Source organism: Candidatus Cloacimonadaceae bacterium, from assembly GCA_030693415.1.
Taxonomy (GTDB): Bacteria; Cloacimonadota; Cloacimonadia; order Cloacimonadales; family Cloacimonadaceae; genus JAUYAR01.
In genome coordinates, this window is record JAUYAR010000005.1 from 1 (window position 1) to 17,446 (window position 17,446).

Annotated in this window: 11 protein-coding genes and 1 riboswitch; of the genes, 10 read left to right on the forward strand and 1 reads right to left on the reverse strand. The window is 50.6% G+C overall.

Annotated elements, in window-relative coordinates; all coding sequences use genetic code 11:
• Window positions 1-80 precede the first annotated feature (80 nt).
• A complete protein-coding gene (locus tag Q8M98_00170) occupies window positions 81-941 on the reverse strand; it encodes a DNA methyltransferase (protein MDP3113166.1) in 861 nt (286 codons plus the stop codon).
• Window positions 942-1,337: 396 nt separating this feature from the next.
• On the opposite strand from Q8M98_00170, the gene nadC reads away from it, so the two are divergent.
• The 10 genes from nadC (at window position 1,338) to Q8M98_00220 (ending at window position 17,158) form a co-directional block, all read left to right on the forward strand.
• Window positions 1,338-2,159 (forward strand): carboxylating nicotinate-nucleotide diphosphorylase, encoded by an 822-nt coding sequence (gene nadC, locus Q8M98_00175; protein ID MDP3113167.1) that lies wholly within the window; start codon window positions 1,338-1,340, stop codon window positions 2,157-2,159.
• Window positions 2,160-2,161: 2 nt separating this feature from the next.
• Window positions 2,162-2,890: a C4-type zinc ribbon domain-containing protein gene (locus Q8M98_00180; protein MDP3113168.1), complete on the forward strand. Its 729-nt coding sequence runs from the start codon at window positions 2,162-2,164 to the stop codon at window positions 2,888-2,890.
• A gap of 418 nt (window positions 2,891-3,308) precedes the next feature.
• A complete protein-coding gene (locus tag Q8M98_00185; GenBank protein ID MDP3113169.1) occupies window positions 3,309-8,540 on the forward strand; it encodes a carboxypeptidase regulatory-like domain-containing protein in 5,232 nt (1,743 codons plus the stop codon).
• A 464-nt stretch (window positions 8,541-9,004) separates the two neighbouring features.
• Window positions 9,005-9,102, forward strand: a riboswitch (TPP riboswitch).
• Between the two features lie 70 nt (window positions 9,103-9,172).
• Window positions 9,173-9,946, forward strand: coding sequence for a sulfide-dependent adenosine diphosphate thiazole synthase (locus Q8M98_00190; protein ID MDP3113170.1), 774 nt, complete (start codon window positions 9,173-9,175; stop codon window positions 9,944-9,946).
• Between the two features lie 3 nt (window positions 9,947-9,949).
• A complete protein-coding gene (locus tag Q8M98_00195; GenBank protein MDP3113171.1) occupies window positions 9,950-10,603 on the forward strand; it encodes a thiamine phosphate synthase in 654 nt (217 codons plus the stop codon).
• A complete protein-coding gene (thiC, locus tag Q8M98_00200) occupies window positions 10,600-11,880 on the forward strand; it encodes a phosphomethylpyrimidine synthase ThiC (GenBank protein MDP3113172.1) in 1,281 nt (426 codons plus the stop codon). Before Q8M98_00195 ends, thiC begins: the two co-directional genes overlap by 4 nt.
• Window positions 11,873-12,652, forward strand: coding sequence for a hydroxymethylpyrimidine/phosphomethylpyrimidine kinase (locus tag Q8M98_00205; GenBank protein MDP3113173.1), 780 nt, complete (start codon window positions 11,873-11,875; stop codon window positions 12,650-12,652). The genes thiC and Q8M98_00205 overlap by 8 nt, the downstream gene beginning before the upstream one ends.
• On the forward strand, window positions 12,652-13,179 hold the full coding sequence (locus tag Q8M98_00210) for an NUDIX hydrolase (GenBank protein MDP3113174.1): 528 nt from the start codon (window positions 12,652-12,654) through the stop codon (window positions 13,177-13,179). The genes Q8M98_00205 and Q8M98_00210 overlap by 1 nt, the downstream gene beginning before the upstream one ends.
• Before the next feature lie 103 nt (window positions 13,180-13,282).
• Window positions 13,283-15,286, forward strand: coding sequence for a T9SS type A sorting domain-containing protein (locus Q8M98_00215; protein MDP3113175.1), 2,004 nt, complete (start codon window positions 13,283-13,285; stop codon window positions 15,284-15,286).
• Between the two features lie 123 nt (window positions 15,287-15,409).
• Window positions 15,410-17,158, forward strand: coding sequence for a [FeFe] hydrogenase, group A (locus tag Q8M98_00220; GenBank protein MDP3113176.1), 1,749 nt, complete (start codon window positions 15,410-15,412; stop codon window positions 17,156-17,158).
• The last annotated feature ends 288 nt before the right edge of the window (window positions 17,159-17,446 follow it).

Here is a 17,446-nt window from a genome sequence, read left to right on the forward strand (position 1 = left end):
GTTGCTTATTGCCACTTTGGTTGCGATTATTGTAGTTATTCAGGCTCATTTTGAAATGCTGTTGCCCAAACTGGCAACTACTAACCCAAACTCGCAGGCAGAGCAAATTCATAAAAATTGAGTTTTTTCCAGGGAGTCTTATTTACTATGTTTGTTCTATCCCAGATGATAGTATTCCGTAGTTCATACCCTCTTTTCTGCATTTCTTCAATCAGAAAAACGTGCAAGATAATGCGTTTGTTTTCCCACCAAAAATCAGGAACGTTGATCACACAATGCCCTTTAGGTTTTAATAGAGGAAGCATGCCTTCGAATATGTCCTCCATTGCAATTGCCCACTTTTCTACCGAGTATGTTCCAAGGTCTCTTTCATCCTGGGAGTATTGTTCAATTTTGTCGAGTTGGTCATTATCTCTATCTCTCCGAGATTTGTTTTTCCGTTTTCTATTTAACAGGTTTGAATAAGGAGGAGATGTCCAGATAAGGCTAACAGCATTTTCTGTAAAGTATTGGTTAATATGTCTGGCATCATCAGCGATCGCGATTTGCTGACATTTGTTAAATGTGTTTTGCTGAGCCAGGCGTTCATCACAAAGATCAACATATTTTTGGCTCAAATCGAATCCCACAGAATATCGATTCAAATCTTGTGCAGCGACTAATGTGGTTCCACTACCGACAAAAGGATCTACTACGAGTTCGCCTTCATGCGTGAAGAGTGACACGATCTTTTTTGCCAGACTTATTGGAAAAGTCGCAGGGTGTAAGATTTTATCTCTTATATCCCTTTTTTCATAGAGAAACTGCCACACCCCAATCTGAGAGATCAGCCATTCTTTAGGACTCATGCCGTTTATATTTGTAGCTCCACAGCTACAAGACCTGGTGTAGGTCAAAGACTTAAGATCATTTTTGAGATTTTCGATACTCTCGCTTATCATGCTTATCCATCCCGATTCTTACTCATCTAACGCCATTTTAATGAGTATGCCCTATACGTCAATATCATTTATATAGTTGATCCTCCAAGCGGATCGTGGCACGGCTAACTTCTATAAACACCGAGGAAGGCGGAGCAAAAACCGAGTAAAAGCAGAGAAAAGATGATTTGAATACAGAGCTTCACAGAGATGAGAGACAGCCCCATCCGGGCGGCGGGAAGCATGGGTTATTTTTGTTTCTTGACAAGAACTTCCCTTCGGAATAACTGGCACATAATAAGAGGTTTGAATATATATGTGTTTCCGAAGTAAAGAGATACGAGCTAACGAAAACTTATGCTATAAATTGAGGCATTTGCATTATTGCAGATGCCTTTTTTCTTTTTGGGAGGGATGATGGAAATTGACAAGATCATCAAACTGAGCCTTGCGGAAGATATCGGGAGCGGAGATATCACCACCCGCTATCTTGAGCTCGGTCCCGAAGCAAGCATTGCCTTCATGATCGCCAAGGCGGCAGGGGTATTGGCAGGAGCCGATATCGCAAAAAAGGTCTTTAAAGCAGTGGATATTGACCTCAGAGTGACACTTTATCGCAAAGATGGAGATAGCGTCAAGCCCGGTGACGAGATCATGCGTATCGAAGGCAAACCGGCTTCCATCCTGCAGGGAGAACGCACCGCGCTCAATTTTATCCAACGCCTCAGCGGCATCGCCACTCAGACCCGCTCTTTCGTCGATATCATCAAATCCACGAATGCAAAACTTTTGGACACCCGCAAAACGACACCCCTGCTGCGCGCTTTGGAAAAATATGCCGTGCGCGTGGGCGGAGGATTCAATCACCGCTTTGGCCTCTATGACATGATCCTGATCAAGGAAAATCACATTCGCGCCTGCGGATCCATCGTCAAGGCGGTTTCCCGCGTCAAAAGCCAAAACACCAACTATAAGATCGAGGTCGAAGTCACAAACATCCTCGAGCTCGAAGAAGCCTTCCTCGCCGGTGCGGACCGGGCGATGTTGGACAATATGAGTATCCCGGAAATCAAAGCGGCTGTGAAACGCTATGGCAAAAAGATCGAACTCGAAGTCTCCGGCGGCGTCAATCAATCAAACATTCTGGCTTATGCCAGGACGGGTGTGCACTTCATCTCCAGCGGAGCGCTCACCCATAGCTATAAATCACTGGATATCAGCCTTTTATTCAAGGAGTAAACGTGGTGGAAACCCAGCTCAGAACCCTTTGCAAGATGCAAGCTCTGGACGACAAGATCGGACGCTATAAAGTCCTGCAACAAGAACTGCCCAAACAACTTAACGACATCATCGAAAGCGTCGATCAGGCGACTATCAACCTTCTCAATACCGAAACCCAGCGAGCCGAGCTGGCAAAGAAGCAACGCTCTATCGAAGGTGACGTCAAACAATACACCGATCAGATCAAAAAATACTCCACCCAGCTTTCCGAGATCAAGACGAACAAGGAATACAAAGCTCTCAATAGCGAGATCATCTATCTCAAGGACAAGATCTCCGATCTTGAGTCCCAGGAAATCGAGCTGCTGGATCAGGAAAGCGTGATCAAAGAACAATCCTCCCTTGACAAAGCCGTGCTGGAAGCCGCTGAAAAGCATAAACGCGAAAAAGAAGGCGATCTGAGAGCCCAGATCGAAAAGCTCGAATCCGAGATCGAAAGCACCCGCGCCATGCGTAATGAGCTTGCCCGCACCTTGCCCACAAACCTGATCAAGCAATATGGCAATATGATCAAGAACAAAGGCAACCAGGCAGTGGTCTATAGCATCAACGGCGCCTGCGGAGGTTGCGGATTCGTGATCCGTCCCCAGATCCGCATCGAGCTGGAGCTGCGCAAAAAAATCAACACTTGCGAGAGCTGCGGCAGGATTCTGATCATGAAGTTTGAAGATCCGGAACCTGAAACTTGAGCAAGCTGTCAGCTCTTACTTCAATAAATGGTTAAGACGTTTATTTACATAATACTCCAGTTTCCAGGGCGGAAACTGCTTCGTTCAATTACTGGTTTTTTTCACCCGTTTGGGGCTTTCGCAAACACGAAACAAGCCCCCAAAATACCCGGCAGATCTGTGGCAAAATCGATATGAATGGGGAAAACTGCAATTTCTTTCTTGACAGAATATGTGCGGCAAAACTACATGGCGCAAATGGGGTATCTTTTTTCCTCATACCATAGAGTGTGAATCCCACGATTGTGGTGTTTTAGGATGACGTGTATTGTACATCAACTATTGAGGCGGGTGTTCCTTAGCCATTTGGCAAAGCGACAACCAAAAAAATAAACAGCATAATAACCCAGATAATCAAACATGGGAAAAGGAGAAAACTATGAAACGACTATCATTACTACTCGTGATGATAATCACAGTATGTTTGTCCTATGCGGGCATTGACGATTTTTATACTTTCAATGCCACCACCGGGACATACAACACAATCACAGGGACCGCGGTTCCGAGCATCCATGTCGATGATGCGCTTTCGGCTGCAATCCCCTTGGGATTTACTTTCGCCTATGGTGAAAACAGTTTCACTGAGATCAAAATCTCATCCAATGGATGGGTCGGCATCGGCACTGCGCAAACCCTTAACAATTTGACCAACGTACTGGCTTCGACAACCATCAGACCGGTCATTGCCCCGCTTTGGGACGATCTGCACATGGGCTCCGGCACAGTGCAGTATCTATTGAGCGGCACAGCTCCCAACCGTATCTTCACGGTTCAATTCACCGACGCCAAATGGAACTACAGCGCAACCAACCAGTTTAGTTTCCAGGCTCGCATCTATGAAACCGGCAAGATCGACATGGTCTATGGTCCCTCAACGGGAACGCCGGCAGCCGCTTCGGCATCGATCGGCATCAACATGGCACCCGGTGGAAGCGGATGGTATTATAGCGTGACCCCATCAGCGACGGCTACCGCATCCATGACCGCCGAAAACATTGCAGTTGCCACATTCCCGCTTCAGGGCACGATTTATGAATTCAATCCTGTCGTGTCCGCCGCGAATGATCTGGCAGCCCTTTCCATCACTGGAGCCACCGGCCCTTCGGTAGGCATCCCCTCAATCTATACGATCTCGGTTCGCAACCGCGGCAGCAACCCCCAGACCACCTATTTGGTAAAGCTATTCAGCGGCACCAATGTGGAATTGGGCTCCGTTGCCGGAACCGCAATTGCACCCAATGAAATTCTGACCTTTAACATGCCTTGGACTCCCACCGTGACTGGGCCAGCCTCGCTCTATGGCAAGGTCGTCCTCGCCGGAGATCAGAATCCGGCAAATGACCAAACCCCGCTCCTGAACATCGTCGTTCAGGCTGCAGGCGTCGTTGCCCACACAGTCGGAAACGGCGGACAAGCTGCCCGTCTTCCCGTTGACATGTATTGGATGAATTCCCTTTTCCAAACCATCTATCAGTCAAGCGAAATGAATGTCGGCGGTTTGATCACCGAGCTTCGATTCTACAACAACTTCGTCACCCCCCTCCAGAACAAACCCACCAAGATCTGGCTTGCTGTAACCACGCAGACCAATCTTACCGCCGGATGGATCCCCTCCACTCAGATGACTCTTGTCTTTGATGGTACCGTGAACTATCCTTCGGGACCTAACAATATCATGATCCCGCTTGCCACACCCTTCGTCTTTGCCGGAGGAAACCTGGCAATGATGGTCCAACGTCCCATGGACACAGATTATTTCTCGCCCAGCGACTACTTTGACTGTCAAACCGTGGGCACAAACAGAAGCCGTAACGTCCAATCCGACACCACGGTCTATGATCCAACCAATCCTCCCGCAACCGCCACAATTTCCGGTCAGTTCCCCAGGACCACCTTCATGATGGTCGTAGGCGGTATGGGCTCTCTGAATGGAACCGTTTTCGGACCTGGAAACGTGCCGCTTGCCGGTGCCCTCGTCACTGTGCTCAACACCACTTTGACCTTTACTACAGGCGCGGATGGAACATATAACTTCGGCTATGTAAATATCGGAGCACAGCAAGTGACAGCCGCCAAACTCGGTTTTGGCACTGTGACTCACAACGTTACCATCACTGAAAACCAAGCCACCACGCAAAACTTCACTCTGGTTCCGCTGACCCAGGTGACCGTGACCGGACGCATCGTCGGCAGCGATACACCTACAGTTGGTATTGCCGGCGCCACCATTGCTCTCACCGGTTATGCGCCATACAACGCCACCACTAATGCCACTGGAAACTTCACCATCACCGGCGTGTATGCCAGCCAGACCTATAACTATGTCGCCACTGCGACCGGCTACCAACCCGCCACGGGTCAAGCCGTAGTCGGCACCGTCAACTTGAACATGGGCGACGTCATCGTCAACGAAATGGCTTATCCACCCTACGCGGTGCAAGCCGTTGAAAACGCCACCTTCACCCAGGTGAATCTCACTTGGCAGCCTCCAGCAGGCGGCGCGGCGGGAATCACACAAGATTTCGAAGCAACAACCTTCCCACCTACCGGTTGGAGCCAGGTCATCACCGATACCAGCGCTCCCGGAACCACCGGCGTCGCTCCCACCTGGTGTCGCTTCGGAACGGTCGCTATGACCCCTCCCGTGCCACCGCACGGCGGAGCTTGGCAGACCGGTTTGTGGTGGAGCTATAACCATCAGGATGAATGGCTCATCACTCCGCAATTTGCCTGCCCACCCAATGCCAATCTGACCTTCTGGAGTTATGTGTTCCTTGGCAGCACCAATCAGGATCACTATTATGTGAAAATCTCCACAAACAACGGCAGCACCTGGACAACCCTATGGGATGCCACTGCTCTCACCGGAGGCTGGAACTATTATACCACCCCGATCAACATAAACCTGAACGCCTATGCCGGACAGCAGATCAAGATTTCCTGGCATGCTGTGGACGGACCCGCCAATGACGGTCTGTGGTATGTGTGGTTTATGGACGACATTTCCATCGGCTCTCCTGCCGGTGTGATGCAGTTCCCTGCAGATTCCTTCACCACCAAAAGCGCTGGTGAAAACCAAGGCTTTGCCATGAATGTGACCCCTGGCTTACCAGTTAGCCGCGCCATGGTCAACAACCCCAGATTGCAGGAACCCGTCCTTGAGATCAACGAGCCCAGCAACTCCGATCGCGTCCTGCTCGGCTACAGAGTGTGGCGTCTTCTGGCTGCCAACCAAGCCAACGAATCCCTGTGGACTCAGCTCACTCCTGCCAACATCACCCCCACCAACTACACAGACACCACCTGGGGACCTCTTCCCTCCGGAGTCTATAAATATGCCGTGAAAGCGGTCTATACAAACAGCGTGATGTCCATCCCCGCTTTCTCAAACGAAATCCATAAAGGCATGATGGGTATCCTCACCGGAACGGTCACCGTGTTTGACAGTACCACACCGATAGCCGGCGCAATCATCACTGCCGGCACCTATAGCGGAACCTCAAACGCCGCCGGCGTTTACAACATCTCCATCTATGCCGGAACCTACAACGTCACCTGCGCCAAACCCGGATATCAGACCGTCACGCAAAACAACGTCGTGATCGTTGGTCAACAGACTACCACCCAAAACTTCGCGCTCACCGAGATCACTCTCCCTGTGACCGGAGTGCTGGCTGCGATCGCAGGAAACAACGTGAACGTCACCTGGAATGCTCCCGGCACCGGTGGCGGCGCATGGATCAATTATGATAGCGGCGAAAACAACGACAGCATCGGCACCAACGGTGTGGCAAACTTTGACGTCGCCATCCGCTTCCCTCCGTCCGCTCTCACAAACTACGTCGGCATGAGCCTCTATGCTCTGAAACTGTGGCCTGCCCAAGCGGGCACCTTCACAGCCAAAGTCTGGACCGGAGGAACTGCTACCGCTCCCGCAACCATGGCTCACTCCCAAGCCTTCACACCCGTGCTTGATACCTATAACACAGTGGTCTTGAGCCAGCCCATCGCCATCACCGGTTCCGATGAACTCTGGTTTGGCTATAACTGCAACGTGACCACCGGATATCCCGCCGGTTGCGATGCTGGTCCTGCAATCACCGGCTTCGGAAACATGATCTACTGGCAAAATGCCTGGACTACTCTGCTTGCCCTTGCTCCGAGCTTGAACTATAACTGGAACATCCAGGGCTACGTGGGATATTCAGCTCCCACCGCGGCTCCTGCGATCAGTCCGATCAGCCTCAAATCCGCCTTCCCAGGACAACACAGCAATATGGACCGCCCCCTCGTCGGGTACAAGGTCTGGCGTCTGCTGCAAGGACAGGAAGGAAATGAAACTCTCTGGACTTCGCTCACCCCGAATGCCATCAGCGCCACTGCCTATCAGGATACTGGTTGGGGACCGCTGCCCGCAGGCATGTATAAATGGGCTGTGAAAGCCGAATACACCGGCGGCGCGATGTCCATACCCGCATTCTCCAACGCTCTGCAGAAAGTTGTCACGATCGGCACCATCGCCGGTGTCGTTCGCACTATGACAAACGTTGCGATCTCAGGCGCCACCGTGACGGTCGGAACCGTGACCGCTACCACCAACGCCGGCGGAGCATACAGCATGCAGGTTTTGGCAGGAACTCACACCGTGACCGCCAGCCACCCGAACTACTCCCCCGTCTCACAGACCGGAGTAGTAGTCGTGACTGGACAGACCACCACCGTGAACTTCCAGCTTCCCGCCAGCATAAACATCCTGGTGGACGGCTTTGAGACCTATGCAAACTTCGCGCTCACCTTCGCGCCATGGACTCTCGTGGACGTCGATCAAAGCCCCACCTACACCATTGCCAATACCACATGGCCAAATGCCGGAGAAGCGATGTCTTACATCATCTTCGTGCCTTCCGCCACGACCCCGCCCGTCACAGACGCTGCACCTCACGGCGGAATCAAGATGGCTGCCTGTTTCGCTGCCACTAACCCTACCTCTAGCCCTCTGAACAACGACTGGATGATCACTCCGCAGTTGCCGGCAAACGCCAATCAAGTCAAGTTCTGGGCAAGATCCTATACCGCACTGTATGGACTTGAAAGAATGAAGGTCGGCGTTTCCACCACCGGAACCAACCCCAACAACTTCACTATCATCAGCGGCGCCCAATACATTTCGGTGCCGGTCGCATGGACTGAATATACCTACAACGTCAGCAGCTATACGCAGCCGTTTTATGTGGGTATTCAGTGCGTTTCGGCGGATGCGTTCATCCTCTTCGTGGATGATGTTCTCATCACCGGCGGCGTTTCCAATGACGACAACTCTGTTCCCGTGGTTGCCACCGAGCTGCACAACAACTTCCCGAATCCCTTCAATCCGGAGACCACCATTTCCTTCGGCGTGAGGGATGCCTCCTTGGTCACCATCGATATCTACAACGTAAAAGGACAGCTTGTCAAAACCCTCTTGAACGAAATCAAAGAAAGCGGAAATCATTCCGTCATCTGGAGAGGAACAGACAACAACAACCGTGCCGTATCCAGCGGTGTTTATTACTACAAAATGAGCGCCGGCAAATACAGCAGCACCAAAAAAATGATTCTGATGAAGTAATTCGTCGGAACGATAAGAACCGTGAAGCCCCGGATTGTTCGCAGTCCGGGGCTTTTTTTTGGGGTGGAAAGGTATGCCTGTAGCGCAGCATACCGATGCTGCGAAGGATGTGAGGTTCAAGTGAATGGGTGAACAGGTGAACATCTCTCACCTTTCCACCTCCGCAGCATCGGCATGCTGCGCTACAGGGCACCTTTCCCGAGAGCATTACGGAGTCAATACGGACTTAGTCCGTAATGAGTCCGTATTGATTCCGTAATGCTAAGGGGGAAGAAACGGATTGAGTGAACCCGTCATTCCAGCGAAGGAATCCAGTCTTTGACTTAAAACACATCCTGTAAAGGAGTTAAAGCTTCTGTTGGATGTCAACGGCGGAATTTTGGGTTAAAGCGAAGTCTCAATTCGTTCCTCCGCGTTCCATATCGGAGATTGTTCTTGACAGCCATCCCCCCTTTACCAAAATGAACCTCATACAGGGGTGCTGGACATCGTCCGGCTGAGATAATACCCTTCGAACCTGATCCGGATAATACCGGCGTAGGAAAGTAAACACCGCAAAATGCGATTATTCACTTCCCTCGAAGGTCAAATCTTAGCAATCCCCCCTGAAAATATATCAAGGGGAAAATAGCATGGAACATCAGATTTCATCCGCCATCGTAAAAGGCTGGTTTGCAAAGCTGCAAGCGCATTTGCAGACCGATGTAGTAATCGTGGGAGCAGGTCCCTCAGGCTTGGTTTGCGCTGCCGAGCTTGCCGCCAAAGGGATCAAAACCGCAGTTTTTGAAAAGAAACTTGCTCCAGGAGGTGGGATGTGGGGAGGAGCGATGCTCTTCAATCAGATCGTTGTCCAAACCGCGGCTATCCCAATTCTGGAAAAATACGGAATCGGCTATTTTGAAGCATCACCGGGGATCTATCTCGTTGACGCAGTGGAAGCTACCTCCGCTTTGATCTACCATGCCGCCAAAGCCGGAGCCGCCATCTTCACCGGTATCAGTGTGGAAGATATCGTCATGGAAAATAACGCGGTTAGCGGTGTCGTGATCAATTGGACGCCGGTGTCTCTCACCAAAATGCACGTTGACCCTCTGACCATCTCTGCCAAAGCGGTTTTGGACGGAACAGGACACCCTTGCGAAATTGTCTCGATACTAACCAATAAAAACCATGTCGAGCTTGATCTTCCCTCCAAAATAGTGCTCTATGAGAAATCCATGAACGCCGCAGAAGGCGAAAAAGCATGCGTGGAGCACACCGGAGCGGTGTATCCCGGTCTCTTTGTTTCAGGAATGGCGGCTTGCGGAGTGAGCGGAAGCAACAGAATGGGACCTATCTTTGGTGGAATGCTGCTATCAGGGGTGAAGGCTGCCGAAATCATCGCCGGAGCAATCTCAAAGGGATAGTTCATGCGGGATTTTGGACTCTATATCGTAATCACCGATCCCATTCTGGAATATGAGAGCTTTTGCGAAATCTGCGTGAGAGAAGAGGTGCCGATGCTTCAGTTGCGAGAGAAACGTATGCGGGACAAAGATTTGCTGCTCCTGACAAAAAGGCTGAAAGCTGCTACCAAGGGATCAAACACCAAGCTGATAATCAACGACAGAGCTGATATTTGCCTCATGGCTGAGACCGATGGTCTTCATCTTGGTTCCGATGATCTGCCCTGGCAGGAAACGCTTTCTCTGCTGCCGGATAAATCAATCATCGGCGTTTCCACTCACAGCGTGGCGGAAGCGACAAACCTGATCGAGCTCTGCAAATCCGCTCACGTAGTTCCAAAGCCGGATTATATGAGCTTTGGCCCCATCTATCCCACTCCCGCGAAAGCGATCCCCGATGCCGCACTCGGCACTGGATTGCTAAAGCAGATGATCCAAATCGCGCCCCTTCCGCTTATCGCGATTGGGGGCATCTTTCCCTTCAATCTCAATGAGGTTTTAGCTGCCGGAGCACGTAACATAGCCATGATCCGGCATTTTACCCGATCCAGGGAGAAGGCGGAATTAACCGATAAAATCCGTGCAGTCATGACCATGATCAAGGAGAAAACACAATGACCCAATTACAAGCCGCTCAAATAGGTAATCTCACCCCGGAACTGTTCAAAGTAGCCGAGCAGGAAAACATCGACACCGAAAAGCTGCGCAGCCTCGTGGCATCCGGCAAAGTGGTGATTCCGCACAACAAAAACCGAAACGCCATCCCCACCGGCATCGGCAAGTATCTTTCCACCAAGATCAATGCCAACATCGGCACCTCCGCTCTGGCATGCAACATGGAGACGGAAATCGCCAAACTTCGCCTTTGCAAGGAGTTCGGAGCTCACAGCGTGATGGATCTTTCCACCGGCGGAGATCTATCCGCCATTCGCAAAATCATGCTCCGGGAAACCGATCTCATCTTTGGCACCGTTCCCATCTATGCGGTAGCCTCAATGCTTCAGCAAAAGCAGCAGAATATCACCGGTTTCGAGCCTGAAATGCTCTTTGAAGAAATCGAAACCCAAGCAATTCAGGGAGTGGACTTTATCACCGTGCATGCCGGAATCAACCAATGGTCGCTTGCCGCCCATCAAAAAGATCAACGTTTGCTGGGAATCGTGAGCCGCGGAGGTTCGCTGCTCAAACGCTGGATGCTGCATACCAAGCGTGAGAACCCGCTTTATGAGGATTTTGACCGTCTCCTGAATATCTGCCAGAAATATGACGTAACTCTTTCTCTCGGAGATGGTTTCCGCCCGGGCGCCATTAGCGACGCCACGGATAATACTCAAATTTCGGAACTGATGGTCTTGGGAGAATTGGTCAAACGCGCCTGGGATATGGGAGTACAGGTGATGGTGGAAGGTCCCGGTCACGTTCCCATCAATGATATCAGGACAAATGTGGAGCTCGAGAAAAAGCTTTGCTTTGATGCTCCATTCTATGTTCTGGGTCCTCTTCCCACGGATTTTGCAAGTGGATACGATCATATCACAGGAGCGATTGGTGGTGCCATTGCTGCTTCTGCCGGAGCCGATTTTCTGTGTTATGTGACTCCTGCCGAACATCTCTGTCTGCCCGATCTCGACGATGTGAAGCAAGGCATCATCGCTTCCCGCATCGCTGCCCACATTGGAGATATCGCCAAAGAACATCCCCAAGCCCGGTCAATTGATGATCAGATCGCCTGCGCGAGACGAAACATGGATTGGGAAACCATCTTCAAGCTTAGTGTCGATCCCGCTCTTGCCCGAAAACGCAAAGAAGAAACTTCTTCAGATGCAAAAGACCATTGCACGATGTGCGGAAACCTCTGCGCGATCAAAACCGACCGGGAAAACCACGGTGAATAACTCAAAAATACTCTCCATCGGCGCGCTTGATTCGTCAGGGGGAGCGGGACTGAACCAGGATATCAGAATCAGTGCCCTGCTGAAGAGGGAAATAAGCGTTTGCCAAACTGGCATAACTCTTCAAAGCGTTCGTGGGGTGGAATTTATCCATCCCACTTCCCTCTTGTTCCTGGAAAAACAGCTCCTCTATACTCTGAGAAAGAACCCTCCCCGCTGGATCAAGATCGGCGCTCTCTGCGATATCAAACAGGTGCATCTGCTCTGTGGATTACTTCCCAAAAATCCTTCATACAAGATAGTCCTTGATTCCGTCCTTTCGCCGACTCTCGGATTGCCATTGATAAATACCTGTGATATAGCCGCATACAGAGAGCTACTGCAAATCACGAACTTTGTGGCGCCAAACTATCCGGAGCTATCCTCGCTCGCTCAAATGCCAATTCAGGATTTCGAATCCGCCATCGATGCTGCTAAAAGTCTGGCGCAAAAACACTCGCTCGGTGTTCTACTCAAAGGCGGACACGATAGCGAAGACACGATCAGAGAAGCCTTCGTCGCGCCCGACGAGCTTCATATCTTTGAAAAAGCAAGGAAAAAATGGAGCTATTCCCATGGCACCGGATGCGCTCTCTCGATGGCGTTTACCTGCTTTCTGGCAGATTCGCTGTCTCCACGGGATGCCTTTGAAAAAGCCTCAAACCTGATATCCGACATTTATGACAAATGGAATGGAATTGACAGCCAAGACCATCCCCAGAAACTGGATCAATAATGGATAACCATCACGATCTCTACGAAAATGTGAACTACTGCATCCGCTGCGGATCGGCACTCGAAACGCGTTTCGAGCATGAAGATAAGCCCCGTCCGATCTGTCCTTCCTGCGGCTGGGTCTATTACCTGAATCCCGTTCCTGCCGTTGCAGTGGTAGCCTTGAATGAAAACTATGAACTCCTTCTGATAAAAAGGAAATTTGCCCCAAAAGCGGGAGAATGGGCTTTACCCAGTGGCTATATGGAAATTGACATGACACCGGAGGAAAACGCCCTGTCTGAATTGAGAGAAGAAACAGGACTCATAGGAAGCATAAGCCACTGCATATCATGGCACTTTGGAAGCAGCCCCATCTATCACCGCATTCTCAGCATCGGGTTTCGGGTAACCATCGAGGGTGGAACTCTTTGCGCGGCAGACGATGCCGAAGAAGCAAAGTTCTTTCCCCTGGATTGCTTACCGCCGATCGCTTTCGCCTCTCACAGAGAATTCATCCATCTGGAAACCAATGGATCCACCAAATAAAGACCTTTGAAGGCAACAGGAATTGGCGTGATTCTTGCATATCTGAAGGGCTTAAAGTCCATACATAGATAAATAAACAGCCTGAGCGCTAAAGGAAAGAGAAATGCATAGGAGAAGAACGCCGATTGTGCTGCTATCTTTGCTGCTTTTTACCACGATGACATGGGGAACCATAAGCGTGGAAAACACAAACCGGTTGGTTTTAAACAGCATCAGCTTCGACATGAATCTCATCGGCGACAAACGCGTCGCGGAACACATTTATACACCTCTGAGTTTCACCGTAGTTAGCACGACCTATCCAGACAGCGTTTGCATCACCTGGACGGCTCCGGAAATGGATATTGTGTTGAGCTTCAAAGCCCGTCCGGGACTCGGCGCTGAGGCATATCTCGCTACAGCCCGTGCGCTGTTCAAACAAGAGATCTATCTGCATGAATTGTATCTCGCCATGGACGGATACATCATGCCGGTGACAACCTTATTCAAGGGTGCGGAAGCGATCTACAACAGCAACAGCGCGATGGACATCAACATCATGCCTTTCACGGACAAAGCAGTGGAATATGCTTGGGGAGCGAACCGGTTCTGGATCGTGGCATCGAACTATGACGAGTGTGAGGGCGTGGAAGCTCTGACCGGAAACAGGATCGTATTATATGACTATAAAGGACATTTCTTTCGGGTGTTCAATCCCCAGTCCGCTCAAGTGAACCTGCTGCGCGATTGCATGTATCAAAGCGCCGGCAACACCTTTGCATGGTCATTTCTGTTCTTTTCCGAAAAGCCGTATTTACCGGTAATTAATCGCTGGCCACATGGGAAAAAAGCCGCGCTTTCCATTACCAACGATGCCGATGGAGAGACGATGAGCAGGCTGCAGGCTGTCTTTGAGGGCAGCAACAATCCAGCCAATCCAAAGTATTACACCCAGGGTTTCTTTGCCCGCAGCATTCCTGTTTCCAACACTGTGTTTGGATCAAACATAGCTACGATGGGATCGATGTGGACAAAGATCAGGGATCGCGGCAACAGCATCGGTTATCATTCCTACACAGATCTGGCGGATCCACGCGAGGTGAATCAACAGTCCTTGTTAGTTGATATGCTGCCTTTTAACATTCGTATGTGGATCGATCACGGCTTGCCCTCAAATCCTGAAAACATGGGCTACAACGGTCTGGACCCGGAAAGCGTAAACTTTATCGGAGACATCATTGATCAATCCGGCATCGACTATATCTGGGCAGGGGACACACCACCCACCAACCCTTTCAACGCCTTTGAAGAAGCCTGGCGTCTGCCGCATCTGGTCTATGAAGCCAAAGCATTTACCCGTCCGATCTGGTTCTATGGACGCACCCGCATGGAAGCCTGGGCATATAATAATGGCTGGAGCATGCTGGGCTTTAAGTATCTGATGACTCCCGCAAACTTGGATAAGCTGATCGCGAGTAAGGGCTTGCATCTGAGCTACACACACTTTTGTTTCAACAATTCTCCTGCGGTCACCAGTTTTTTCCAAATCGCCCAAAATGGCGATTTCGAAGTGCGGGACGACGTGGACGAAATGCTGCAAATGCTTGATTATTACCGCACATACAAGGGTCTTTGGATCGGTACGGCGGAAAATATCTTTGACCGGATGCTGGCAATCGAAAAAGTGCGGGTGATCTCGGTAGTCAGTACATCAAACCCCAAAGTTCTGTTGATCACTCTGGAGAATGTGTCGGATAGCGATATCACCGATTTTTCCTTTCGCTTTGGCAATCAAACCTATCATACTCCGATGTTCAATGCCGGAGAGTTGCGCAACTATCACGTTAGCACCGATTCCTCCGGAAACAATGTGCCCCCATACTCTGACTACCGGATCAGCTATCAGAATGGACAAATAATTGTAAAAGACGCGGATGGCGCAATGCTGCAACCCATGCAGATGGATATCTACAACCTGCGCGGACAGAAAGTGATCCAGCACTGCATCCAGCAGCAAACACTGCAAAGCTTGATACCCTTCGCAAACAAGGGCTCCGGCGTATATTTCATCCGTATGACACATTCCGACGGCAGTGTTCTCACCCGGAGATTCGTCGTCGTGAAGTGAATCCGCAACCATGGAATGGTAATCCATCCTTCGGTTTGATATCCCTTTTGCCATTTCAAGCTTGACACAATCTCAAGCCGTATTTGTTTGTGAAACAAAGCAAAAAACTACCGGAGATGAGATATGATAACTGTCTATATTAACGGCAAAGCCACCCAGGTCGCCAAAAACACCAAGGTGCTACACGCCTGCACCAAAGCTGGATACCACGTTCCGCATCTTTGCTACCATGAAGATCTGCCCGCTTTCGGAAACTGCGGAGTCTGCATGGTGGAGATCGGCGGACGCGTGCTGCGCGCTTGTTCCACTCCTTGCGAGGAAGGAATGAAGATCGAGACGAGAGCCAAGAAACTGATCGATCTGCGTCGTGAAGCCCTGGAGATCATCCTTTCAAACCATCCCAACAACTGCCCCGAATGCATCAAAAACGGACGCTGCGAGCTGCAGGCGTTAGCTCAGGAACTCGCCATCCCCCATCTCAACCTGAAAAAAATAAAAAAGAAATACAAGGGTAGGGACGAATCCTCACCCTCGATCACTCTCGATCCCTCATACTGCATCCAGTGCGGACGCTGCGTCTATGTCTGCGACGTGATCCAGGACGTTCACGCTCTGGAGAATTCCGATCGCGGTTTCGAGACCTTTGTGGGTCCCACTTTCAGCCGTCCTTTGGAAACGAGCGAATGCGTCAAATGCGGTCAATGTTCTGCGCACTGCCCTGTCGCGGCGATCTATGAAGTGGACGATTCCGATCCGCTTTGGGCAGCGTTGAACGATCCGGAACTGGTTTTGGTGGCACAGGAAGCCCCGGCGGTGAGAGTCGCTTTGGGCGAGGAGTTTGGCATGAAACCCGGCGCCAACGTCAGCGGCAAGATGTATTCCGCCTTGCGCGAGCTCGGTTTCAAATATGTCTTCGACACCAATTTCGGCGCCGATCTCACGATCATGGAAGAAGCCAGCGAATTTGTCCATGTCTTCACAGAGCATCCAGAAAGGTTTCCGCTCATCACCACCTGCTGTCCCTCCTGGGTGGACTATCTGGAAAAGTTTCATCACGATCTGATCCCCCATTTCTCATCTTCCAAATCCCCGCATCAAATGGTGGGCACGATGGTCAAAACTTATTGGGCGGAAAAGATGAATCTCGATCCGAACAAAATCTTCCTCGTTTCAGTAATGCCATGCACGGCAAAGAAATATGAGATCGAGCGCATGGAGGATATGTATGCCTCCGGACACAAAGACGTCGATCTCACCATCACCACCCGCGAACTGGCAAGAATGCTCAAAACCCGCGGCATTGACCTTGCTCAACTTCCTGACGGAGTGGCGGATAACCCTCTGGGCGAATACAGCGGCGCCGGAACGATCTTCGGAGCCACCGGAGGAGTGATGGAAGCGGCTCTACGCACGGCTTTCTTTTTTGCCACCGGCAAGGAACTGCCCAATCCCAAGATAGACTTTGTCCGCGGCTCGCTGGGTATAAAAAAAGGCAGGATCGAGATTCTCGGAAAAGAAATCCGCATCGGAGTCGCCTCCGGCCTTGGCAACGTTGCCAAATTGATGAACGAGATCCGCGATGCCAAACAAAAAGGCGAGGAGCCGCCCTACCACTTTGTGGAAGTGATGGCTTGCCGCGGAGGCTGCGTTGGCGGTGGCGGACAACCCTATCCATCCACAAACCGCGTTCGCGTTTTACGCGCCAAAGGCTTGTATAAAGAAGACGACGGCATGCTGCGCCGCGAATCCCACAACAACCGATCCATCCAGAAACTCTATCAAGAATACCTGGGCAAGCCCAATTCCGCCAAAGCGAAGAAACTGCTGCACACCAGCTACATCTCGAGACCGCTGCAATTGACGAAAGTGTAAGGGTGAACAGATGAACGGGTGAAGCCATGCCCGATAGTGAGACTCTTTTCCTTTGACCCATCCCGCACCGATGGCAGATTTTACAATATACAGAAAAAATAAGAGACTGTTCAAGTAAATTCCCTTAAATTTCAATAAATTAGCGTTCCGGAAATCAAGAAAAGTGGGCGAAAGGCATCCTTAGGCAGGGGTTGCCTTGAATTGACAGATCGTCTACGCAGAAAACACTTCAGTAAATATCAATCATTTTTCGTGGGGAAAAGCCTTATGCTTATAGCCGCGACCATA